Here is a 23382-nt window from a genome sequence, read left to right as displayed (position 1 = left end):
TCCTTCAACTTTTTGAAGATCGAATGCCCCAGAACCTGCTCACTTATTTTTCCCGGTTTGTACCGCTGACCGACGAAGCTCAGGCAGCCATAAGCAGCGCGTTTGTGCGGCAGACCTACCGCCGGGGCGACTACCTGCTACAAGCCGGTGATGTAGCCAATCACCTGTATTTCATCCAGACAGGCGTGCTCCGGGTCTACACCACCGTTGAGGCCACCGACTGCACACTCTTTCTGGGGCTGGACGGCGAAATGGTGGTGGCGCTCAGCAGCTTCATTCAGCGCACCCCCAGTGCCGACTCTATTCGTTGCCTGGAAGACACTGAACTCTACGCCGTGCACTATGATCGCCTTCAGGGACTGTATGACCAGTTTGCGGCTATTGACCGGGTTGGGCGCCTGCTTATTGAGCGATACGCCATCCAACTCCGCGACCACAGTTTTTCGCTGCGTTTTCACAGCACAGAGCAGCGCTACGACACCCTGCAACGCACCCGCCCTGAACTGTTTCAGCGCGTTTCACTCACCCACATCGCCTCCTTTCTGGGCATGACCGCGCAGGCGATCAGCATGGTTCGGGCCAAACGACGGTAACAAAAGTTTGTCGTGGTGCTATTCACTCCGCAGGCTCTTGACGGGGTTCATCATGGCGGCCTTGATGCTTTGGAAGGAAACTGTTAACAACGTGATGGCTAGTGCGCCTGCGCCCGACACGGCAAAAATCCACCACGACAGTTCGGTGCGGTAGTCGTACTTCTGGAGCCAGCTATTCAAGAAGTAGTAGGCAATGGGCGTGTCGATTCCAACCGCAATCCCGACCAGCACCACGAAGTCTTGGGAGAGCAATCCCCACAGGTTCAGCACACTGGCACCCAGCACTTTGCGCACGCCGATTTCTTTGGTGCGAGCCTCGGCCATGAATGAAGCCAGCCCGAATACACCCAGACAGGAAATGAAAATGGCGAGGATAGTGAAGACCAGGGCGAGGGTGCCAATACGTTCCTCTGCCGCGAATTTGGCGGCATATTCCTGGTCAGCAAATTTGTAGTCGAAGGGAGCCGTCGGGATCAGTTTTTTGAAGACAGCTTCAATTTTGGGTAACGCTTCGCTGGCACTGACGGCCGGATTGAGCCGGATATTGATCCAACTGTAATTATCTTCTAAAAAGAAGACAGTTGGGATGGTTGGTGTGTAGGGCGACAGAGCAACCATGTCTTTTACAACACCCAAAACGGTGTATGTTTTTGGCGGGCGATGCCCCGGACTCCACGTAACCCGCCTACCGACGGGTGTTTTTAGCCCAAGCAGTTTAGCAAATGATTCGTTTATAATAAACCCCGATGAATCAGTTGCCAGGGTTTTACTGAAGTCCCGGCCCTCCACAAATTGCCAGCCCACCGTTTGGCCATATTCGGGGCTAACGGGCAGGGTGCCGCACCCATTCGGACAGTCGAAAGCAGTATCTTTTTGTGAAAAACCGCCGTTCCACATCGTAATGCCAGTCGGCGAACTCCTCGATTCAGCTACCTCGACAACCATGCCCGTATTTTTCAACTCACTTCGGAGTAGCTCTTGCTTGCCGTTGAAATCAGCCGTTTTCTTCTCGACCATCAACAGGCCTGCTTTGTCATATCCAATTGGCCGGTTTTTAGCGTGTTGAATCTGCCGGTAAACAAGAAGGGTACCAATGACCAACGTTACCGAAACAGTGAACTGCAACACAATCAAAAGCTTTCGGGGAACGGCCGCAAAACGCCCCGGTATGACGACTCCTTTGAGAACCTTGACTGGTTGAAACGAAGAGAGATAAAGTGCCGGGTAACTGCCCGCTGCAAACCCAGTTGTCAGTACAAACAGAAGGCACGTGAGCCAGAAGAGAGAGGTCGTCCAGGGGATAGTGAGTTGTTTGTCGGCAATGTCATTAAACCACGGCAACGAACCACCGACCAGCAACAAGGACAACACAAAAGCCAGTAAAACAACCAAAAAGGATTCACTGAAAAATTGACTCACCAATTGCCCGCGCAACGAACCGACGGCTTTACGAATACCTACTTCTTTTGCCCGCTTCACCGACCGGGCCGTGCTCAGATTCATAAAATTGATGCACGCCAACAGCAATACGAAGGCGCCAATCAGACCAATTAGCCAGACCAGTTGTACCGGCCCGTTGTCATCTACATAATAACTACCGTACAGATGCCAGCGACTCATCGGCAGCAGGGCTATTTGCGGTTGCCGGGCTACCTGTTCCTGCCCGTCTGCCAGGTTTTTGATCTGGTTGATCTCACTATTTTTGATGATGGCGGAAATCTGATCGAAGTTTGTATTTGGCTGAACCTGAGCATATATGGAAAGAAACCAGTTATTCCACTGCTGCTCTTTGACCCAAGGGTTTGCCGACGTCCACAAGTCGAACGGAGCAAAGAATTTTATCGGGTGAAACTCCGAGTTCTGGGGTAAGTCCAGATAAACGCCCGTCACGTTAGCTACCATATCCGCGTTGATGTTGACGGGTTTGCCCATTGGGTCTTCATTGCCAAACAAGGCCGTGGCTGCCGATGCAGAAAGCAAAATCGAGTGTGGGTCTGCTAGTCCGGCCCATGTTCCTTTGAGCATCGTTAAGGTGAGCATTTCAGGCGCGCCCGCTTCAATAAACTGACCTTTTTGAGTCAGCTTCATTTCGCCGGTAGTGAGGATGTACTCATACGGGTCGTTGGCAATCAGAATGTGTTTAAAGAAGCGTTGATAATTGTTTTTCAATTCAGCCGCCAGCGGATAAGGCAGCGATGTGTTTGAATAGTGTCTTCCATCTTTCCAGATACCAAGCTCCCTAACCTGCGCAATCTGGTCGTAATTCTGGTGATGTTTATTAAACGACAGCTCATCCCAAACCCACAACCCGATGAGCATAGCCACGGCCATACCCACGGCTAGTCCGCCAATGTTGATGGCCGAGTAAACTTTGTTACGGATTAGGCTCCGCCAGGCGATTTTGAGATAGTTTTTGAGCACGATATTAAGGCGTTTATTCACTCCGCAGGCTCTTGACGGGGTTCATCAGGGCGGCTTTGATGCTCTGAAATGAGACAGTCAACAAGGCAATGCCCACTGCCAGCAAACCCGCTAAGGCAAATACCCACCACTCGATGGTGATCTTGTAAGCATAATCCTGTAGCCAGCGAGTCATGGCGTACCAGGCAATGGGCGAAGCAATGACAATAGCGATCAGCACCAACGTCAGAAAGTCTTTGCTGAGCAACGTGATGATGCTGCCCACGCTGGCTCCCAGTACTTTACGTACACCGATCTCTTTGGTCCGTTGCTCGGCTATGAACGAAGCCATCCCAAACAAGCCCAGGCAGGAAATGAAAATAGCCAGTCCGGCAAAGAGGCTGGCCAGTTGCCCGATGCGCTCTTCGCTCCGAAATTTCTCGTCATATTCATCATCAACGAAGGTGTAGTTGAACGGGGCTTCGGGCAGATGTTCTTTCAACACGGCCCCGATTGCCTTCAGCGAGGCGTCGACCCGTTGGCGGGGGTTGAGCCGCATGGTCAGGAACTTGCCGGGCTGCTGGCTGATGAAAAAGACGGACGGTTTTACCGGCTCATAGGGCGAATCCATGACCATATCGCGGATCACCCCGATTACGTGAAAGCTGACGTTGAAGCCTGCACCCTGCCAGGTTACGGTTTGGCCAATCACATCATGCACCCCCATAAACGCCACCGCCGATTCGTTCAGAACCAGCCCCAGCGAGTCGGAGGCCAACTGCCGGGAGAAATCACGGCCCTGTTTAAATTGCCAGCCAACGGTTTTGCCAAATTCGTGCGTGATGTTGATCGTCGCGAAGTTGGTTTGAAGAGCCGGATTTTTGCCCGCCCAACTGAATCCGCCGTTGGTCGAACGAACTTCGGTCAGCGGACTTGCCGACTCGCCCACTTCGAGTACCGCGCCCGTTTTCAGCAACTCCGTTCTGACCGTCTCCCGGTGCTGCTCATAGTTGGGTACGTTCAGCAGCAAGGAAATCAGCCCCTCCCGACTGTACCCGATGGGCCGACTTTTGGCGTATTGAATCTGCCGGTAAACGACCAGCGTGCCGATAATCAGCGTGATGGACACGGCAAATTGAAGCACAACTAACACCCGACGGGGTGTGACCGTGCTGCTGCCTGTTCCGAGCCGTAACGTCCCTTTCAGCACGGAAATCGGTTGGAACGACGATAGGTAAAGGGCAGGGTAGCTACCGGCAACAAGGCCCGTTAGGAGAGCGAAACCCAGCCCCAACAACCAGAAAACGGGATTTTCCCAAGGAATAGCCAATTGCTTGTCGGCCATCTGGTTAAATATAGGAAGGGTTAGTATGACGAAGAGCAGCGCGATGGCATAGGCTATCCCTACAACCAGCAGCGACTCGCCAAAAAACTGAGCAATCAACTCGCTTCGCCGTGAGCCGATCACCTTCCGAATGCCGACTTCCTTCGCCCGCTTAATGGAACGGGCGGTGCTGAGGTTCATAAAGTTGATGCAGGCCAGCAGCAGCACAAACCCGCCGATAATGCCGAACAGCCAGACAAACTGAATCCGACCGCCGGCATTGACCCCGTTTTCCCAATCGGAATACAAATGCCAGCGTGACATGGGATGCACGACGAGTTCAGGCTTCAGGGCCGGATCGGTGCCGCTTTTGCCCGCGAGTAGGTTCTTAATTTTAGCGGATGCCTGTTCCGCCGTAACCTGCGGAGCGAGTTGCACGAAAATCTCGAACGAGGTTTGGGTCCAGTCATTCTTTGACTCATTCACCCAGCCGGTCGAGGCGGCGTAAAGGTCCCAGGGCGCAATGAATAGCACATCAGCTAAGCTGTTTCCGGTGGGTATATCTTCATACACACCCGTCACGCTGACCGTCATGGTATTGTCAATCGTAATGGTTTTGTGCAGCGGGTTTGCCTCACCAAACAATGCTTCGGCCACTGACGCTGACAACAAGATAGAGGCAGGTTCTGTCAATCCATCCAAGCTCCCCTTCAGCATCTTCAGCGAGAGCATATCGGGTGCGCCCGGTGTCATGAACTTGCCGCTTTTGGAGAACACCTGATTTTTGAACGAAAGTGTATGCCTGGTAGTCCACCATGCTAGCACGACATGGCTGAACACATCACCGTAGTCAGTTTGCAGACTGGTTGCCAGCGGGATAGGTACGTTCGATTTGGTATCGACCTGCCCATTAACCGTCCGGTTTCGCATCACCTGGGCAATACGATTATAATGCTGATGGTATGTATTGACCGACAGCTCATCGTAGATCCACAGGCCGATCAATATCGCTACGGCCATACCAATCGCCAGACCGATGACGTTAATGGCCGAATAAACCTTGTTGCGAACCAAGTTGCGCATGGCGATTTTGAGATAGTTGCGTAGCATAACGTTAGTTGTTTATTCACTTCTCAAACTCTTCACTGGATTCATCAACGCGGCTTTGATGCTCTGAAATGAGACAGTCAGCAAGGCAATACCCACCGCCAGCGCCCCCGCCAGCACAAATACCCACCACTCGATGTTGATACGATAGGCAAAGTCCTGTAGCCACCAGGTCATGGCATACCAGGCCAGGGGCGAGGCAATGACAATGGCGATGAGTACCAGTTTGAGGAAATCCTTGGAAAGCAAAGCGACGATGCTTGTCACGCTGGCCCCCAGCACCTTCCGAACGCCGATCTCTTTGGTTCGTTGCTCGGCGGTGAACGTAGCGAGGCCGAACAGACCGAGACAAGCGATGAAGATGGTTAATCCGGCGAACAGGGAGAGAATCTGCCCTGTTTTTAGTTCGGCCTGATACGTAGCCTGATAACTCTCGTCCAAAAAGGAGTAGGTAAACGGGGCATCCGTTTTGAACGCCGACCACTGGTCTTTCAGAGCTGCCAGCAGGTTCGCGACGTTGCTGGTTCTGGTTTTGAGGAGAATGCCCCCAGAGTTGTTGCCGAGTAGCATCACGGCGGGCGCAACTGGCTCGTGCAGCGACCGGAAGTGAAAGTCCTGCACCACACCAATCACCCGGAAGGTTTTATCGGGATTGCCGGAGCCGGGAAGGGCAGGAGAAACGAGTGTTTGACCAACGGCATCCCCGCGCCAGTTGAAAAGACGGGCGGTTGCTTCGTTGATGAGCACCGCCGAGGAATCACTGGGAAAGGTAGCCGAAAAGTTTCGCCCGGCGACCACCTTCATGCCCAGCGTGGGTACATAGTGCTGGTCGATGCCGAAAAGAGACAGGCGCGTTAACCGGGCACTCTCCCGCGTGGGGTGCATGGCAATAATGCCCGTGTTCAGCTTGTTGTTTGGCAAAAAACCTGACACGCTCGCATGGACAACACGGGCATCCTGAGCCAGTTTTTGCCGCCATACCGCTTCATTTTGGCCCAGTACGCCGGTTCGTTCCAGCACCAGTACCTGTTCTTTGTCGTAGCCAAGTTTCATGGTCTGGATGTAGTGAAGTTGCCGGTACACAACCGTTGTGCCGATGAGTAAGCTAATCGACACGAAGAACTGGAAAACTACCAGCCCACCCCGCAGGCCAATACGCCAGTTGCCAGGCGTTACAACGGCTCCTTTCAAGGTCGCAATCGGGCGAAACGACGACAGGGAAAACGCCGGGTAACTTCCGGCCAGGATGCTTACCACCAATCCAAATCCGAGCAGACCGGGCAATAGTCCATACCCATTTATTGATGTCAAACTAAGTGCTTTACCCGACAGGCGGTTGAAGGCGGGCAGTAGTACGATCACCAACCCTACCGCCAGCACCAGTGATAATGTGGTGAGTAAGCTTGACTCAATCAGAAACTGCCCGATCAGCGTAGCGCGTTCTGATCCCAACGCCTTGCGAATGCCTACCTCTTTGGCCCGCTTCGTTGAGCTGGCCGTGCTGAGGTTTATGAAGTTGATGCAGGCCAGCAACAACATGAACACCGCAATAGCACCGAACAGATAAACATAGCGAATGTCTCCGCCCGGCTCCAACTCGGTTTCAGGCTTTAGGTCTGAGTGCAGGTGTATATCGGTCAGGGGTTGCAGAAACAGGCCAAGCTGCCCGCCTTTCTTTTTAAATTCGGCACTGGTGGTGCCCATCATTTTCTCTAGGGGCGGCAACATGTTGGCATCAATGATCGGCTGAAGTTTGTCTTCCAACTGCCGGTAATCGTAGCCATCGGGTAGCAACAGGTACGTAAAAAAGCCCGATTGTAACCAGTTATCCTGATTGGCCTCAGCTACGCCCGTCATTGACGCGAACGCATCAAACCGAAAGTGAGAATGCGCCGGTACGTCGGCTATAACGCCCGTGACCGTGTAGGCTACCTTGTCCCCAAATACAAGCACCACTTTGCCAATGGGGTTTTCGCTACCGAAAAACTGACGCGCCATGCTTTCGCTGACAACAATCGTATTGGGGCTTACAAGCGCGGTACGGGCATCACCTTTTACCAACGGCAGCGTGAATACCCGGAACAGCGTCGAATCGGCGAAGGCTAATTGATTCGTACGAAAGAGTTTATCGCCGTAAGCAATGGGCGGTTTCCCGGCAGTTCGCAGGCGCGTCGTTCTGTTAATTTCGGGAAAGCGACTTTGCAAGGCGTAGGCCACAGGGGGCATCACGTTGGCTTCGCGAACTTGTTCGCCGTTTAAGGTTCCCCGCAGCACAACCCGAACGATCCGGTCGGCTTTTTCGTGGAAGCGGTCGTAGCTCAACTCATCTAGAACAAACAGGCCAATTAGCAGGCACGTAGCCATGCCCAGGGCCAGCCCAACGATGTTGATGGCCGAAAAGGCTTTGTTGCGAAGCAAGTTCCGCCAGGCGATTTTAAGATAGTTTGTGAGCATGACGAAGGCTTATTTGGCGCGTTTGGCGACGTTGATAACCTGACCATTCCCGGAGTTGACCTCGTTGACGGTCTGTGCGTTGATTCGTAAATTGGCGTTGGCCGTCGATACCACGTTGGCCGTTTGCGCAATCAGGTCGTCCGCCTGCACGTCGCCGTTGGCGGCACTGACCACGTTGAGCGTCGTGACTTTTCCCCGCAGCGTTACGTTCCCGTTGGCCTGGTTGGCTAAGTCGAAGCGCTCACCGTTCAAGCCGTTTATGTCCACGTTGCTGTTGGACCCGTGTTTGAACCCAATGAGCCGGGGCGTTCGGATGGTGACACTGATGGTTGATTTGCTGATCCAGAACGGTTTGCCCGATGGCTCGGCGAATGATAATTTCAGCACGCCATTTTGCTCGTCGATTTGCAGGAACGGACGCAGGTTATCATCAAGGCTGATGTCCACCGACGATTCATCGCCGCCGACCTCAACGGTTGTGTTTGCTGGAAACTGCTGTGTCTGAATCCTGGTGAAGGATACCACCGATTTGGTTTCCCGTATAAGCCGCCCGCTACCACGTAACTCCTGCGAAGAATCGTATTTGGCCCGTTGGGCATAAAGGGTCGCTGACGATAACAAAGCGATAGTGAGCAAGATCGTTTTCATAAAAAGAGTGTTTGTGGTTTACTCGCTGCGCAATGATTTCACCGGGTTCATCAGGGCGGCTTTGATGGCCTGGAAGCTCACCGTCAGCAGCGCCACCCCCACCGCCAGTAGACCCGCCAGGGCGAATACCCACCAGCCGATGGTGATGCGGTAGGCGAAGCTTTCCAGCCAGCGGTTCATCGCGTACCAGGCAACAGGACTAGCCAGCACGATGGCGATGAGCACCAGTTTTAAGAAGTCTTTGGAAAGCAAACCAACGACGCTGGCGACGCTGGCTCCCAGTACTTTACGAACACCAATTTCTTTCCTCCGCTGCACCGTAGCGTAGGCAATCAGGCCGTATAGACCCAGGCAGGCAATCAATAAGGCTAACAGCGAGAAGTAGTTAACGACAGTGGCAAAACGTGTTTCGGACTGGTATTGCGCGTCAAATGCGCTGTCTACAAAGCCGTAATCGAAGAGCGCGTCGGGGAAATGGCTCGCCCATTTCGCTTTCAGAAAAGCAACACTCTGGCTGATCTGCCGGGGATCGACTCTGATTGAGATTCGGGAGAAATAACCAGCGTCGGGCGTAATCGCCAGGGGTTCAATCGCGTGCTGCAATGAATTATAGTGAAAATCGCGTACCACGCCCACCACGGTTCCGGGTCGCCCGTCTAAGGTGAACGGCTTTCCAAGCGCAGCGTAAGCATTGGGCCAACCGCATTGCTTTACGGCCTGTTCGTTCAGCAGAATACGCTGCCTGTCGCTCCCGGTAGTGTTCCCGACGTCCTGACCCGCCAGCAACCTCACCCCATACACGCTCAAATACGCAGTATCTATCTGAAGGCGGGCGGCCCTGATCGTAATTGGCTTGCCCTGGGCATCGGTGGTTTGGGCATCCTCCATGTCTAACCCATTCACGATCATCGAGTTTGAGGTAGCAACCCCGTTTACCCGTGGACTGCCCGTAATGTCATGTCTGAAGGCTGCGTATCCGTTGATCACATCGGCGCTACCGTTGACGCGCACAAACAGCAGGGCATCTTTCGCGTAGCCGAGGTCTTTGTGCTGCACAAACGCCATCTGCGCGTGAATGACAAGGACGCTGATGATGAGCAGCAAACTGACCACAAACTGCACCACAACCAATGATTGCCTCGACCAATTACCCGCCGTGCTGATCTTGAACGTGCCGCTCAGTACGCGAATCGGCTTAAAGGAGGCCAACACCAACGCGGGATATAACCCGGAAAGTAGGCCCAACGCCACGGCAACGACCAATAAAAACAACAGCAGAAGCGGCGATGAAAACACAGATAAAGGCTTGTTGGTCAGCGCCGTAAAGATGGGTTGAAGTAAAAAGGCCAGCCCGCCAGCAAGCACCAGCCCGACCAACGTTAGCAGCACCGACTCGGTCAGGTATTGCGTCATCAGTTCCGGCAACGTTGCGCCCATTACTTTTTTTACGCCTACTTCCCTGGCCCGGTCTGCCGCACGGGCCGTTGCCAGATTAGTGTAGTTGATACCGGCCAGCAGCAGGATAAACAGCCCAATGGTCGCGAAAATATAGACCTGCTTCACATCGCCGGTTGGTGCCAGTTCATTGTCGGCCCCAGATCGTAGGTGGATGTCGGCCAGTGGGTGCGTGATGAACCGCTGCGCAACCCGCTCCGCGTTGGCTGACCTGTTCAATACGTCGGGCTGGAACCGGGCTACTTTGGCAGAAAACGCTTCAGCATCAACGCCCTCTCTGAGCAGGAAATACGTGTAGAACTTGGTTTCGGTCCAGCCCTCGGCGGCGATTAGCTCAGGGTGGGCGGCTTCTGCGGTGGCTATGGAGCCGAGCATGGTAAACGTAAAATGCGCGTTGCGGGGCGGATCGGGGCAAACGCCCGTTACGGTGTACTGAGCACCCCGGCCCGTACTGTCGTACATGCTGATCGTCAGCACTTTCCCCATCGGATCAGTATCGCCAAAATAAAGTCGTGCCGTTGACTCGGTCAGGACAATTGTGTATGGTCGTTGCAGCGCTGTCTGGGGGTTTCCTTTGCTCAGCCGGTAGCTGAAGACGGAGAAAAACGACGGTTCCGTCAGAAGAATAGTGGGCTGCAGCCGTTGCGTGCGACCCATGTGCACAATTTCCTCGGCGTGTTTTCTGAGTCGAACGGTATGCTCGATCTCCGCAAACTTGTCTTTAAATACCTGGGCGGTTATAGCCCCCGTCTGTGCCGAAGGCAAGCCGCTGGTTTCGGCTGTTTCGAGCCTGAGCAACCGTACAACACGACCATAATGCTGGTTAAAACGGTCGTAGCTTAGTTCATCATTGACCCATAGCGCTATGAAAGCGAAACTAACCAACCCAGCCGCCAGGCCAATTATGTTGATAAGCGTAAAGCCTGGCTGTTTCCGCAGATTTCGCCAGGCGATCTTAAAATAGTTTGAGAGCATACCGTTGGTTGTTTATTCGCTTCGCAGACTCTTCACGGGGTTCATCAACGCTGCCCGCACGCTCTGGAAGGCGATGGTGACAAAAGCGATGACTATGGCCAAGCCGCCGGTGAGGGCGAAGACCCACCACGGCATGGTAATCTTGTAAGCGAAGTTGCCGAGCCAGTTGGTCATGGCCCACCAGGCTAGCGGGGTGGCGAGCACAATGGCCACAATTACCAGCCGCAGGAAGTCTTTGCTGAGCAACGCCACCAGGCTACCGATACTGGCTCCCAGCACCTTACGCACCCCGATCTCCTTCGTCCGCTGCTCGATGCTGATGAGTGCTACAGCAAACAAACCCATGCACGAGAGCAAAATGGCAATGCCCGCCGCCGTGCTGAAAATAGTTGACAGCCGCTGCTCTTTGCGGTACCAGCGCTCGGTGTTCTCACTCACAAATGAGCCGTTGAATTCTTGTTTTGGCGCAATGGTTTTCCAGGCCAATTTCACTGTTTCCATGGCACCAGTTAGGTTTTTGGGCATCACCCGCACCAGCATATAGCTCAAAGCCCATCTTTTGTCGAGGTGCAACACAATCGGTTTGGGTTGCTGATGAAGCGAATACAGGTTAAAATCAGCTACCACACCCACCACCTGAAATTTGCGCCCCGCCGAGTCGGGCTGAATAAACTTTCCGACGGGGTCTTTGTCGCCCATTTGTTTGGCAAAACTCTGTGACACCAATATGGCAGTTGATGAGTCGGTACTGAAAGTGGGGTTTACATCGCGGCCCTGCAACAGCTTGATCTGCATAGTTTTTAGGTAATCGAAATCTACCCGCAGCCAGTCGCACATCAGTTCGCGCTTATTGTACATAAACCCGTATACCATGCGCGAACTGCTGCCGTCCAGCCCGGCCCCGATGTTAACGCCCGTACCCGATACCGACACGATACCGGGCTTGTCGGCGAGTTGGTTGCGGAGCTGGCGCAGAGCAGTTTGGCCATCGAGGGTACTGCCGATGGGGATGCTGACCACCTGATCCTGGTTGAGTCCAATGGGTTTTGCGCGGAGGTAGCTCAATTGCTGCACCATCACTAGTGTGCAGGCGGTGAGCAAACAAGCAATGGTAAACTGCGTCACAATCAGTGCATTGCGCAGTAAGCCGGGGCGGTTGAGTTGGATTTTACCCTTCAGCACCTCCACGGCGTTGAACCGTGCCACCACCCACGACGGGTAACCCCCCACGGCCAGCACCACCACCACAAAACCGCCCAGAATGGCCAGCAATGCACTAGGGGTGAGGAAGTTTGCCAGTGACAATTTTGCCTGCAACAACTTGTTGAATTCAGGCATGAGGCCATAAGCAAGCCCCAGGCCTAAGGCCAGCGACACTAGGCAGAGCAGGCCCGTTTCGCCCCAAACCTGCCCCATCAGTTGCCCCTGCCCGGCCCCCAGCGACTTCCGCACGCCCACCTCCCGCGACCGCGTTACCGACTGCGCAATGGTGAGGTTGATGAAGTTGATGCAGGCAATAGCCAGAATAAACAGCCCGATGATGAGCAGGGCGTAGACATAGGTTTTACTAGTGCCCTGCCCGCCCGTCATCACGGTGTCGAAATGCACGTCGGGTAAGGGTTCCAGTAGGAGACTGACATACTCGCCACGGGTATTTTTTGGGTAGCCATTCTCCCGTTGCTGCTTGATAGTGCCAGCCATATATTTCTGCACAAACAGGCTCAGCTTTTTTTCAACAGCCCCACGGTCAGCCGTTGGTGCCAATTCAACATACATACCACTGTCGCTGTGGCTCCAGTCGGCTTTGTATTGCCCGTATTCGACTATGTTTTCGGTTCGGATAAAGGCATCGTATTGTTCGGTCGAATTGTCGGGAAAATCGGCGATAAGGCCCGTTACCACGAAGTTCTTCCAGGTGCCGTTTTGGTTCAGCAACAGCGACTTACCCATTGGGTCTGTTTTGCCGAACACGTCTTTCGCCATGTTCTCGCTAATAACAATATTGCCCAGGTCGTTCAAGGCCGTTTTGGGGTTGCCTTTCAGCATCGGAAAGGTAAACATGGTCAGGAAATCCGGGTCGCAGGTGCGGATCATCTTGCTAAACGACTTGTCGCCATAGCGAACCCCGCCGCTGCTCCACCGGATAAGCGAAGCCCCCACGATTTCGGGTAATTCAGCTTTTAGGGCAGGTAGCATCGGGTATGGCATACTGCCGCTAAGGCCCTCATTGCCCGCCCGGTCATTCGACAAAAAATAGGGTCGAAAAATGCGGTCTGCTTTGGTATGAAACCGGTCATAGGAAAGGTGGAAGGAGGCCGTCAGAAACAGCAGCAGACAAGCCGCCGATGCCACTGCCAGCCCAACCACGTTGATGAGCGTGTGGGTGCGGTGCTTCCAAAGCGTGCGGAGGGCTATTTTAAGGTAGGATTGGAGCATGGGTCTATTTGACGGTTACTACGTTTTTCTCGCCTGCTTTTACGGTGAAGGGCAGCTTCATTTGCTCTACGCCATTCTGCCAATAGGTGTACACGTAATTGCCGGGGGGTAGGGGCATAGCCACCGGAAACAGGGTGTTGGTCTTGTGGCTGCTCTTTTGTTCGTAGGTCATGTTGGTGCCGTTGCCATTCACCAACAGCTTCATGTTACCATTGCATTTGGGGCACTCAAACCGGACTGTATCCAGCAGCCCACCCGACAGGCTGGCAAGCTTGACCAGGCTCAAATCGTCGCCCGTCAGCGCCTGTTGGTGGTGGGTTGTCTTGCCGTTTTCAGTTTTGGTGGTACTCACTGTCACGTTAAAATTGTTGCTGGTCGATGTGGTGGTTTGGGCAGCAGCCAGCAGGGCGTTGGCGCAACAGAGGAGGGTGAGCAGGCTTTTCATAGCAGGCATTGCTTGGGTGCGTGTATGGGTGTTCAACAGCCGTGCCTAAACAAAAAAATGCCGCCTCTGAATCAGAAACGGCATTTTTGGTTGATTACCTTGTCCGCTACCGGACAGTTTTCAGTACAGTTTCGGACGGGGCCACTTACTTTCCTGAACGCGCTTTTTGCCGCTTCTCAAACTTTTCTTTCTCTCCTTTAGTCATTAAAGCCATCCACGGCTTCGCCTCCCAATCGCGCAGGGTCTGTTGGTAGCCTTCTTCCGTATCTAACTCCAGTTGATACAGATAACCTTCTGGTTGCCGGGCATTTTTATGCACAAAACTGTACGAGTATGACACAATATCTGTCCGTTTGTATTTAGCCATCGGGTTGTCGCGGCGGCGTTTGCCATTCACCCAAATGCCGTACTTCCTGGTGTTTTTGAAGTCGTTCCACTCGGCTTCGGTGGGTGTTTTGCGGGCGTCAGGCTTCAGAACGATCACTCGTGCTTTTTCGTCCGGTGTCAGGTCGTTGAATTTCTTGTACTGCTCTTTCAGTGGTGCACCAATGCGCGTTGGTATAGATACCAGCTTTTCGCCGTAAAGGCGTTCTATCTCGGCTATGTCGTTGGTTTGAGCAGGCTGGGTTTTGGCAGAGGCTTTTGGGGTCGAAATAGCCGGTGCCTGTTGCGCCACAGTGCGGGTACTGAGCAGCACGGTCATGGCACCGAAGAGCAAAGTAGTGGCACCCCCAACCAGCCAGGTGCGGAACGCGGAATCTTGCTTGGTCATCATCGTCAATCGTTGTTTAGTGGTTTGAAAAGTAAATGTGCTAGTTAACGAAAGTTCAGAAAATGAGCAGGTTAATTTGCTGACGAGTAATTTCTGATAGTCCGTCACGTTGCCATGAGTACGGTTTACGGCTTCGTCGGCCAGAAATTCATGGTTGAGTTGCATGGCTCGTTTTAGCCAGAACAGCAACGGATTGAACCAGCCGAAGCACAGCAACAATTCTATCAGCAGCACATCCAGCGAATGCCGTTGCCGGATATGAGCCAGTTCATGAGTGAACAGTTCGCCCTCGATTTCGCCGCGTTCATAGGCCTCGCCGGGCACAAAGAGGTAGTGCAAGAACGTGTAGGGTAACCCCGAGCCAATGACTTCGCTGGGTAGTCGCACCAGCATCGCCCCACGAAACGGCTCGGTCGGGTTGCGAACAACTTGTCGGAACAGCCGGTACAGGTTCCGGCCAAAGCGCAGCAGCATCAGCAGCGTGACGGCGGCGTAGACTGAAAGAGTACAAAGTGAAAGAGTGAACGGCGGTGGTCCGGCGTCCCGAAGGGTGAAAGAGCGCTGGTTTGGCAGACTGCTAACAGCCACGGCATCGGCTTGCCGAACGAGCTGTAAATTTCTGGGAAACAGTTGGTTGTCAACTTGTTGGCTAGCCAGCGTATTCAGGACGGGCAAGGTACCTACCGGCACGTTCAGGGTGATGAGCGGGGCCGTTAGCGAGACCACGAGCGTACCCAGTAGGTAGGCTCGTTTGAGGCAGTGCATAGGTTGATTCTCCAGCCATAGCTTGTAGACACCCAGCAGCACCAGTAAACTCAAACCCGATTGGAGTAGGTACAGGGTCATGGCTGTTGGCGGTCTATCTGTTCATCAATGAGCTTACGAAGTTCGGCCAGTTCGGCGGCCGAGAGGTTGGTTTGGGTGGTGAAAAACGAAGCAAACTGCGCTGCCGAGTTGTTGAAGAAGTTCTTAATCAACCCGTTGACGTGCTTGGCGAAGTAGTCATTGCGGCTTACCAATGCATAGTATTCCCGCGAGTTACCCCGTTCGCGGTAGGCCACAAAGCCTTTGTCGATCATGCGTTTCAGCAACGTGGCCACGGTAGTGGCGGCCGGTTTGGGATCCTCATAAGCATCGATGAGGTCTTTCATATACGCTTCACCCCGGCTCCAGAGGTGTTGCATCAGGGTTTCTTCGGCAGGAGATAGTTTCATTCTATAGTTGTAGTTTTTATTCTACAAATATAGAATCAGCGAAACCAAAAATGCAAGCTTTTTTTACAGGATTGATTAAAGAGGGGGTGGGTGGGGTGTAGTTTGTGGGCGTCAGCAACCACAAACTACACCCCACCCACCCCCTCTTTAATCAATCGTTTCGATGCTGAGTTTTGTTGGGGTTTGGTCGAGGACCTTCCAGGTGCTGGTTGAGGTGCTGAAATCGAACACGATCAACTGCGCATTGGTAGCCGACACCGACCAGCGGACTACCTTGTCGGCCACGCCCCCCGCCGACTGATTGGGTGCGTGCAGGGTTAGTTTGCCGCCTGCCTCAAACGTCAGGTGATCATACTGATACGTTGGCACGGGCCGGGCTGGGTCATAGGTGATCAGCGACAGAAAACGGATGTTGCTGGCGGTCGGGGTGCTACCCTGGCGTTCGGTGATAAGCCAGTCTCTCTGGTCGGTCAGCCGGTTGGCGAGGTCGGCCGCGTTGGGTATAGGGTCGTTTTTACAGCCTAGACAAGACAGGCCCACCAGGAGAGGTAAAACCTTGATTTTCATGGTACTGCGCGTTGATGTTTGATCATAGACCCGATTAAAGCCGTATGGGTTGCAGGCAACCTCATTACACGCTATTGCATACTACCAAGGCACGTTGGTGCGGTTGTGTGGTGGCTACTTAGTGTGATCTAAATAGCTAAAACCCCTTTTTAAGTGACAGTACTTAATATTGCTGCTGACAGCTTAAATGAATAGATTATCCTGCAAAAAATGGTGGTATAATTGTGCAACAATGAGGGCCTTTTTTGCTACATGTTGGTTACGTTTGTCCGTATTTGGCAATAAACAATGTCTAGTAGTGTGTGGTAGTTATTTGTAAGGAAAAATACCCCGAACCTTACTTCTAAGAAAGATTTAACCTAATGATTCATTTCTCTGATCCGCACCTGCTCGACTGGTTGGAACACCAAACCAACGGGCAACTAGACGAAGCCCCGTTTGGGGTAGTGCGCATGAGTCGCGATGGTGTGGTAATAGCCTACTGCAAGTCAGAATCGCACATAACCGGTATCACGCCTGAGTATGCTGTGGGTAAGTACTATTTTACGCAGATAGCCCCCTGTGCCAACAATTTTCTGGTGGCGGCCAAGTACGCCCAGCCAACGCTTGATGAAGAACTCGACTACGTACTGACCTACGTGAGCCAGCCTACCAAAGTGAGGCTGCGGTTGTTGAAATCGCCCAGCAGCAAGTACCAATATTTTCTGGTTGACCGTCGCTGGACCGAATGACACCAGAGCAAACCACCCATTTTCAAGCTCAGCTACTTCCCCTTTTTGCCCGGCTACCGGTTGGCGTGGTGGAAATAGACAACAGACGACATAACTACTTACCTGCATAAGGCCAACCTGCTAGCCCATTAGCCCTCATGAACTGGACGCCCGATACCGTTCGCCGCCTGGTGCTCGACATGCTGGCGGGGCTGCTGGGGCTGCCGCCGGGTGGAATCACGGCCGGGGCCGATCTGTATCGCGACATGGGCGTTGACTCCATCACTCGCCTGGAACTGGCTGCTCGCCTCAACGAGTTTTTTGGCCTCTTCAACTCCGCCGCTAATCATTACCTGCTGGCCGATACGCTACTGGACAATTGGGTGCAAAAGATCATACACGCCCGGCAGGAGTCCGACGAGTTTATCACGTTCCGTACCTCCGGCACTGGGGGCAGTTCGCGCGCTGTGCGGCACCGCCTGACCGATCTGCTGGCCGAAGCGCGTTTCTGGTCCGATTACCTGCCTCAGCCTAATCAGGTGGTGAGCTTGGTGGGGGGACAACACATCTACGGGTTCATGTTTACGGTGTTGCTGCCCCACGTCTGGGCGCGGCCTGTGCTGCCGTTTGCCCAGTCAGGTACCACGGCCTTGGTAGCTGGTGTGCTGGTGGTAGGCACGCCGTTCATGTGGGAATACCTGCTGCGGTCGGTAGGGGCGGGGCAATTGCGGCAGTGCAGTGGCGTTACGTCAACGGCCCCCATGGCCCCCGATCTGGCGCAGCAGCTGATTGGCGCGGGCGTTGAGCTAACGGAGGTGTATGGGTCGTCGGAAACGGCGGGTATTGCATACCGTCACCATCCCGACCAGCCGTTTACGCTGCTGCCTTACCATACACTGCTACCCGATAGCGACCCTATGGTAATACGCCGCACCGACACCAACGAGTGCTACACCTTACCCGACCGGGTAGACCAGCCTGCGCCCCGGCAACTGCGGGTGCTGGGGCGGCGCGACGAGGCCGTGGCTATCGCGGGTGTCAACGTTTACCCCGACCACATCAGGCAGGTGGTGCTGGCTTGCCCACTCGTGGCTGATTGCGACATTCACGCTAAAGGCGACGGAGGCACGGTGCAACTTTACGGAGCCGTGCGGTTACGGCACAACAGTGCTGCCAACCAGGAAGCCTGCCGCCAATGGCTTCACGACCACCTCACCGCCCCCGAAATCCCCCGGCATTTGTACCTGTATTAGGAGCTAAGAGGTGAGAGCCAAGAGCCAAGAGTGGCTGACGCAAGCATACTTATGCGTCAGCCACTCTTGGCTCTTGGCTCTCACCTCTTGGCTCCTAAACAGGCAAATACACCCGGAAGGTAGTGCCTTGGCCGGGGGTGCTGTCTACGGAAATGGCCCCGCCGTGGTTTTCGGCTACTTTCTTGCAAATAGATAGCCCGATGCCGGAGCCCGGAAATTGCGTCCGGCCATGCAGTCGCTGGAATACGCCAAAGATGCGGTCGGTGTACTTTGTGTCGAAACCAATACCATTATCTGCTATGCTGATCTCGTGAAACAGACGCGGCGATCCAGCCGAGGTATCACCAACGGTCAGGAAGGGAAACAACGGGTTGGGTGCAAGCGTATTGGCTGACACCTTCCGGTGGCTTAGCCGTATGACGGGTGTGCTGCCGGGTTGATGGAACTTTAGGGCGTTGGTCAACAGGTTTTGAAACAGTTGTGTCAACTGGCTGAGATCGCCGGGGAGTGTAGGCAGCGGATCAATGATTACCTTGGCACCGGTTTCGCGGATTACCAGGTCAAGGTCGGTGACGACGTTGGCCATGAGTTTATTCAGCGAAATGGCCTTGGTTGGCTCCTGACGGGTAGAGAGACGCGAAAATTCGAGCAGATCCCGAATTAATACTGACATGCGCAGGGCCGATGCTTCCATGCGTCGGATGAGGTCAACGCCTGCGTCGTTGAGTTGACTTGCGTATTGGGTGCGTAGCAACGTGCCAAACGACTGCACCTTGCGCAAGGGCTCCTGTAAGTCGTGGCTGGCAATGAAGGCAAACTGCTGGAGGTTTTCGTTTGACTGTTGCAGCGCCCCATTCAGTAGTTCCAATTGCTGCTGGTGGTTCTGGCGTTCGGTTACGTCGGTTACGCAAAGCAGCAGGTCGTCGCCCTGCCTGATGAGCAGGTTATCGAACCAGCCCGCCGCGCCATCCTGGTAATACGGAATAGTGACCCGCCGGGGTTCGCCGGTTTGCATAACGTGCATGATACCCCGGTAGTAGTCGGAATCCTGCAAACCAGGGAACAGTTCCAGAAGCTGTTTGCCGATGAGTTGGGCGGGGGTCCGGCCGCTCAGTGCCGCTAATGTGTCGTTGGCCAGGCGGTAGGTGAAATCAAGAAAATCTCCTTCTGCGTTGTGCTGAGGACTTAGCAGAGCCAGCCCCACAGGCGAGTTGACCACGATGGCCTGCATGAGATCGGCCATCTCTTTCTGGGTGCGCTGACTGGTATGCTGTTCGGTCACGTTCAGGCAAATCATGAGCACTTCGTTGCCAACGGGTATCAATTGTGAGTCGAACCAGCCTCCCGGTTGCGCCCCGTAGTCTGAAAAAATCATGCCTGTTGCCCGGCGTGAGGCAAACACCTCATGTAGGGCCGTCACCAGCGCACTATTCTCAAACCGGGGAAACTGTTTCAACAGCCGTTTTCCCACCGGCGATGAGTCGCTATGACCCATCAGGAAGGCGTTCATACGGTTGGCCAGCCGGAACCGGAAATCAATGATGGTGCGTTCAGCCGTGGTGTCGCGTACGGCTTCCCAGAGTACCATTCCCGCCGGCGCGTTGTCGAGCACCATCTGGAGCAGATCAGTTTGCTGGGCGTAAATGGCTTCGGCTTCTTTGAGAGTCGTTATGTCCAGAAATGACACCACCAGCCCGTCGTTTAGTCTACGGGCCGTAACCCGATACCAGCCATCAACGCCGTCGGCCCGGTATTCGCAATCAAATACCTGTGGTGAACCCGATTCGATCACCTCTACGTACCGGTCGAAGATGCCATTGACCATGCTTTCGGGAAATACGTCGGAGTTGAGCTTGTCGATAAGCTGCGCGGGGGTTAGCCCCAGCAGCCGCTCTACCTGCCGGTTTACATGTACAAAAAGCAGGTCTGTGATCTGGCCGTCTACACCCCGGATGGCCTCGGAGGCAATCATGCCGGCTGGCGTTTCGTCTAGCACACTTTGCACCAGTTCGGCCTTGCGGAGCGTCGTTCCGTGTTGCTTTAGTTCGGTTATATCGCTGTAATCCAACACGATACCGTTGGCCAGTGGCCGGGCCGAAACCCGTAGCCATTGACCAACGGCCGGGTGGCGGAGATCGCGCTGAGCCGGTTGGCTCGATTCGAAAACCTGGAGCAACTCACCCAGCCAGCCGGTTTCGGTGGCCCAGGGGTGCAGCGAAGTGAAGGTGCTGCCAGCCCTAACGTACCCCGCCATCGCCAGCCAGTTCATAGCCGCTCGATTGGCCAGCACCAGACGGAAGTCGGCAGGTGAGCCATCGGCCTGGGCGATTACCTCGAAATACGCCATTGCCTGCGGTGAGCTATCCAGCAAACTGGCTAACAGTTCGGTAGATTGAAGAATAAGGCTTGCAGGTTGAGTAGGAATAGCCATAAACGGGAGCGATCAGGTAACAAATATACTTAATCGCTTCTACCCACATTAAAAGCTTTTAATGCATTGAATTAATAGAAATACTAGTCTATTGTTTATTGTGCATAACATCCTGACTTTCAGAATGTTTTACTCACTCCGTAAGCTCTGCACCGGGTTGGCCAAAGCGGCGCGGAGGGCCTGGAAAAGGACCGAGGCCAGCGCAATACCAATGGCCAGGGCTGCTGCTACTGCGATGTACCACCACTGAATGGCGGTATGATAGGCGAAATAGCCCAGCATCTGCTGACCCAGCCACCAGCCAACGGGGGCAGCAATTAGGATGGCGATACCTACCAGCTTCAGGAAATCAGACGACAGCAGGGTCGTGATGCTGGCTACGCTGGCGCCCAGTACTCTACGTACGCCAATCTCTTTGGTGCGCTGCCGGGCCACGAGTGTAATCAACCCGAAAATGCCCGCGCAGGCCGTCATAATGGCGATAAACGTGACGAAACTGATCATCTGCCAGATATTGTCGATGGGTTTGTAAGCTTTGACCACCTCGTCGGTCAGGTAGGTGTAGGAGAGGGCGCGGCGGGCGGGGATTTTCTTGAACTGCCCTTCCAGTTCCCGAATCAGCGCGGGCGCTTTGGCTTCGTCGGTAAGACGCACTGATAGGAAGTTGCTAAGCTGCTCGCGGCCCGGATACCATTGCAACATTGGCTCCACCTTGTCGCTCAGGTCGCGGTAGTGGTAATCTTTGGTGACGCCGATGATGGTATACACGTTGGGGTCGCTTTGCTGCCGCAGCTTTCTGCCTACCGCCGTTGTCCAGCCCAGCGCCTTCATCAGCGACTCGTTGACCACCACTGCCCGGTTGGCCGAGTCGGCGGGGGTAGTGTCGGCAAAGTTGCGGCCTTCCAGCATGGGTATCCTGAACGTCTGGGTGTAGTTGACTGCCCCCGTCACGTGCCGTACACGGATTTTGCGGGCCTCGTCGCCGTCAGGGTAATATTGGTTGAAGTTGTTCCAGTAATAGACCGGGGTCAGTTCCGAACTGGTGAACGACACCACGTCAGGGTTTTGCCGGAGTCGGTTGAAAATGGCCTTGCCCTGCGACTGGGCCGCTGTGGGGTTGCGGTAGGCCAGGTCGGTTTTGAACACCAGTACGTTGGCCTGGTCATAGCCGAGGTTGGCGCGTTTCATGTACTGAAGCTGTTCGCGCATGCCGATGGTGCCCAGCATGAGCAGCACCGCCAGCGTAAACTGTAACACAATGAGCACGTTCTGCCGTAGCCGTCCCTGTTTCGGGTTGGTCGATAGCTTACCCTTCACGGCGTCGGTGGTTTTGAGGCTCATCAGGTACAGGGCTGGGTAGGTACCCGCCACTACGGCCACAGCTAGGGCAAGACCCAGCACGGTCAGGATGGTAGGGTAGTCGGCAGCCCAACTCAGCACCAGTTGCATGTTGCCGTCGCGCAGGGCGTTGAAGCGGGGAATGAGGTAATAGACCGCAAATGGCACCGACAGCAGCAACGACAACCCCACCACCACCCCCGATTCGATCCAGAACTGCCTTAACACCAGCTGTTTGGTGGCACCCACCACCTGCCGCATGGCTACCTCTTTGGCTCGGGGCAGGGCCGAGGCCGTATTGAGGTTCACGAGGTTGATGCTCAGGATCAGCAGCAGGAAAACAGCAATGGCAATGGCCCCGCCAATGAGGTTTTTGAACGTCGGGTTTTCTGTGTGGATGAAATTCTTGAACAATCCCAGGCTGATGGTGCGGTTTTGGGCTTCGGCGGCAAAATGCGCTTTCACCAACTGCGGAAACTTAGCCTCCAGCCGGGCTTTATCAGTACCGGGTTTCAGCAAGACAAAAATGGTAGCGAAGGTGTTGTACCAGTTGGCATTTTCGCGGAAACCGGCATCAGCCAGCAGGTTGGCGGCGGGCAGCATCACCTCAAACTGCAACGACGAATTGCCCGGAATCGGGGCCAGCACACCCGTGACGGTGTATTGCAAGGTGTCGTTGAGCGTAACGCGCTTGCCCACGGGGTTGATTTCGCCGAAGATCTTCTGCGCCGTTTTTTCGCTTAGCACCACTGAGTACCGGTTTTGCAGGGCGGTGGTGGCGTTGCCGTATTTTAGCGGTAGCTGAAACACCCGGAAAAACGTCGAGTCTACATAGTCGGTGGCTTCCTGCACGTCCTTGCCGCTGTAGCTGATCCAGGGTCGGTTCCAGTTTTGCACATGCGTTCCCGCCTCAATCTCCGGGTAGTCGCGCAGCAGCTGATCAAGCAGCGGATACACCGTTTGGTTGTAGGACTCGCCGCTCTTGCCGTCCTGCGTCTGCACGGCGTAGATCCGGTCGTTGTTGGGGTGGAACGAGTCCCAGGAGAGGCCCTTTTGGGCAAACAGGATCAGCACTACCACGCAGGCCAGCCCCACAGCCAGCCCCAGCACGTTGATAGTCGTCAGCAACCGATTCCGCCACAATTGGCGCAGGGCGATTTTGAGGTAGTTCGTGAGCATGTGCGGTTAGGTTTTTGGGCAGCAGTGCCTTAGATGGCCTAGCTGATTTTGGTTATATTTGAAAAAAACTCGTCCGTCTTA

At 54.3% G+C, this 23382-nt stretch carries 15 protein-coding genes; 3 read left to right on the top strand and 12 right to left on the bottom strand.

The window, feature by feature from the left end; all coding sequences use genetic code 11:
• Positions 1 to 23 precede the first annotated feature (23 nt).
• A complete protein-coding gene (locus tag J2I48_RS07575) occupies positions 24 to 593 on the top strand; it encodes a Crp/Fnr family transcriptional regulator (protein WP_207334792.1) in 570 nt (189 codons plus the stop codon).
• A gap of 18 nt (positions 594 to 611) precedes the next feature.
• Here the strand turns inward: J2I48_RS07575 and J2I48_RS07570 are convergent, their stop codons facing one another.
• The 10 genes from J2I48_RS07570 to J2I48_RS07525 form a co-directional block, all read right to left on the bottom strand.
• Positions 612 to 3014, bottom strand: coding sequence for an ABC transporter permease (locus J2I48_RS07570; protein WP_207334791.1), 2403 nt, complete (start codon positions 3012 to 3014; stop codon positions 612 to 614).
• 13 nt (positions 3015 to 3027) lie between these two features.
• Entirely contained in the window at positions 3028 to 5427 is a 2400-nt protein-coding gene (locus J2I48_RS07565; RefSeq protein WP_207334790.1) for an FtsX-like permease family protein, read from the bottom strand.
• Between the two features lie 12 nt (positions 5428 to 5439).
• Positions 5440 to 7878, bottom strand: a complete 2439-nt coding sequence (locus J2I48_RS07560) for an ABC transporter permease (RefSeq protein ID WP_207334789.1) — start codon at positions 7876 to 7878, stop codon at positions 5440 to 5442.
• 9 nt (positions 7879 to 7887) lie between these two features.
• The gene (locus J2I48_RS07555) at positions 7888 to 8526 is read right to left on the bottom strand and encodes a GIN domain-containing protein (protein ID WP_207334788.1); all 639 of its coding nucleotides are present in this window, start codon (positions 8524 to 8526) and stop codon (positions 7888 to 7890) included.
• 18 nt (positions 8527 to 8544) lie between these two features.
• Entirely contained in the window at positions 8545 to 10956 is a 2412-nt protein-coding gene (locus J2I48_RS07550; protein WP_207334787.1) for an ABC transporter permease, read from the bottom strand.
• A 12-nt stretch (positions 10957 to 10968) separates the two neighbouring features.
• A complete protein-coding gene (locus J2I48_RS07545; protein WP_207334786.1) occupies positions 10969 to 13392 on the bottom strand; it encodes an ABC transporter permease in 2424 nt (807 codons plus the stop codon).
• Between the two features lie 4 nt (positions 13393 to 13396).
• A complete protein-coding gene (locus J2I48_RS07540; RefSeq protein WP_207334785.1) occupies positions 13397 to 13846 on the bottom strand; it encodes a hypothetical protein in 450 nt (149 codons plus the stop codon).
• A gap of 136 nt (positions 13847 to 13982) precedes the next feature.
• A complete protein-coding gene (locus tag J2I48_RS07535; RefSeq protein WP_207334784.1) occupies positions 13983 to 15455 on the bottom strand; it encodes a M56 family metallopeptidase in 1473 nt (490 codons plus the stop codon).
• Complete coding sequence (locus tag J2I48_RS07530; protein ID WP_207334783.1) at positions 15452 to 15823, bottom strand: BlaI/MecI/CopY family transcriptional regulator; 372 nt, start codon at positions 15821 to 15823, stop codon at positions 15452 to 15454. The genes J2I48_RS07535 and J2I48_RS07530 overlap by 4 nt, the downstream gene beginning before the upstream one ends.
• Before the next feature lie 147 nt (positions 15824 to 15970).
• Complete coding sequence (locus J2I48_RS07525; RefSeq protein ID WP_207334782.1) at positions 15971 to 16390, bottom strand: hypothetical protein; 420 nt, start codon at positions 16388 to 16390, stop codon at positions 15971 to 15973.
• Positions 16391 to 16752: 362 nt separating this feature from the next.
• Here J2I48_RS07525 and J2I48_RS07520 point away from each other — a divergent pair, with 362 nt between their 5' ends.
• Both J2I48_RS07520 and J2I48_RS07515 read left to right on the top strand, forming a co-directional pair.
• A complete protein-coding gene (locus J2I48_RS07520; protein ID WP_207334781.1) occupies positions 16753 to 17121 on the top strand; it encodes a photoactive yellow protein in 369 nt (122 codons plus the stop codon).
• 137 nt (positions 17122 to 17258) lie between these two features.
• Positions 17259 to 18353 (top strand): phosphopantetheine-binding protein, encoded by a 1095-nt coding sequence (locus J2I48_RS07515; protein WP_207334780.1) that lies wholly within the window; start codon positions 17259 to 17261, stop codon positions 18351 to 18353.
• Positions 18354 to 18447: 94 nt separating this feature from the next.
• Here J2I48_RS07515 and J2I48_RS07510 read toward each other — a convergent pair whose 3' ends face one another.
• Both J2I48_RS07510 and J2I48_RS07505 read right to left on the bottom strand, forming a co-directional pair.
• Complete coding sequence (locus J2I48_RS07510; protein WP_207334779.1) at positions 18448 to 20784, bottom strand: PAS domain-containing sensor histidine kinase; 2337 nt, start codon at positions 20782 to 20784, stop codon at positions 18448 to 18450.
• Positions 20785 to 20913: 129 nt separating this feature from the next.
• Complete coding sequence (locus J2I48_RS07505; protein WP_207334778.1) at positions 20914 to 23301, bottom strand: ABC transporter permease; 2388 nt, start codon at positions 23299 to 23301, stop codon at positions 20914 to 20916.
• Positions 23302 to 23382: the final 81 nt, after the last annotated feature.

Origin of the sequence: Fibrella aquatilis, from assembly GCF_017353255.1 — a bacterium.
GTDB classification, from domain to species: Bacteria; Bacteroidota; Bacteroidia; order Cytophagales; family Spirosomataceae; genus Fibrella; species Fibrella aquatilis.
Note: the sequence above shows the minus strand (reverse complement) of the source record. Positions and strands in the feature narration are given on the sequence as shown.

Excerpts from the sequence above, each read along its gene's own strand:
- J2I48_RS07540 (WP_207334785.1), bottom strand. The coding sequence starts at position 13,846 with ATGCCTGCTATGAAAAGCCTGCTCACCCTCCTCTGTTGCGCCAACGCC.
- J2I48_RS07565 (WP_207334790.1), bottom strand. The coding sequence starts at position 5,427 with ATGCTACGCAACTATCTCAAAATCGCCATGCGCAACTTGGTTCGCAAC.
- J2I48_RS07515 (WP_207334780.1), top strand. The coding sequence starts at position 17,259 with ATGAACTGGACGCCCGATACCGTTCGCCGCCTGGTGCTCGACATGCTG.
- J2I48_RS07535 (WP_207334784.1), bottom strand. The coding sequence starts at position 15,455 with ATGACCCTGTACCTACTCCAATCGGGTTTGAGTTTACTGGTGCTGCTG.
- J2I48_RS07510 (WP_207334779.1), bottom strand. The coding sequence starts at position 20,784 with ATGGCTATTCCTACTCAACCTGCAAGCCTTATTCTTCAATCTACCGAA.
- J2I48_RS07545 (WP_207334786.1), bottom strand. The coding sequence starts at position 13,392 with ATGCTCCAATCCTACCTTAAAATAGCCCTCCGCACGCTTTGGAAGCAC.
- J2I48_RS07505 (WP_207334778.1), bottom strand. The coding sequence starts at position 23,301 with ATGCTCACGAACTACCTCAAAATCGCCCTGCGCCAATTGTGGCGGAAT.
- J2I48_RS07575 (WP_207334792.1), top strand. The coding sequence starts at position 24 with ATGCCCCAGAACCTGCTCACTTATTTTTCCCGGTTTGTACCGCTGACC.
- J2I48_RS07550 (WP_207334787.1), bottom strand. The coding sequence starts at position 10,956 with ATGCTCTCAAACTATTTTAAGATCGCCTGGCGAAATCTGCGGAAACAG.
- J2I48_RS07525 (WP_207334782.1), bottom strand. The coding sequence starts at position 16,390 with ATGAAAATCAAGGTTTTACCTCTCCTGGTGGGCCTGTCTTGTCTAGGC.
- J2I48_RS07555 (WP_207334788.1), bottom strand. The coding sequence starts at position 8,526 with ATGAAAACGATCTTGCTCACTATCGCTTTGTTATCGTCAGCGACCCTT.
- J2I48_RS07530 (WP_207334783.1), bottom strand. The coding sequence starts at position 15,823 with ATGAAACTATCTCCTGCCGAAGAAACCCTGATGCAACACCTCTGGAGC.
- J2I48_RS07520 (WP_207334781.1), top strand. The coding sequence starts at position 16,753 with ATGATTCATTTCTCTGATCCGCACCTGCTCGACTGGTTGGAACACCAA.
- J2I48_RS07560 (WP_207334789.1), bottom strand. The coding sequence starts at position 7,878 with ATGCTCACAAACTATCTTAAAATCGCCTGGCGGAACTTGCTTCGCAAC.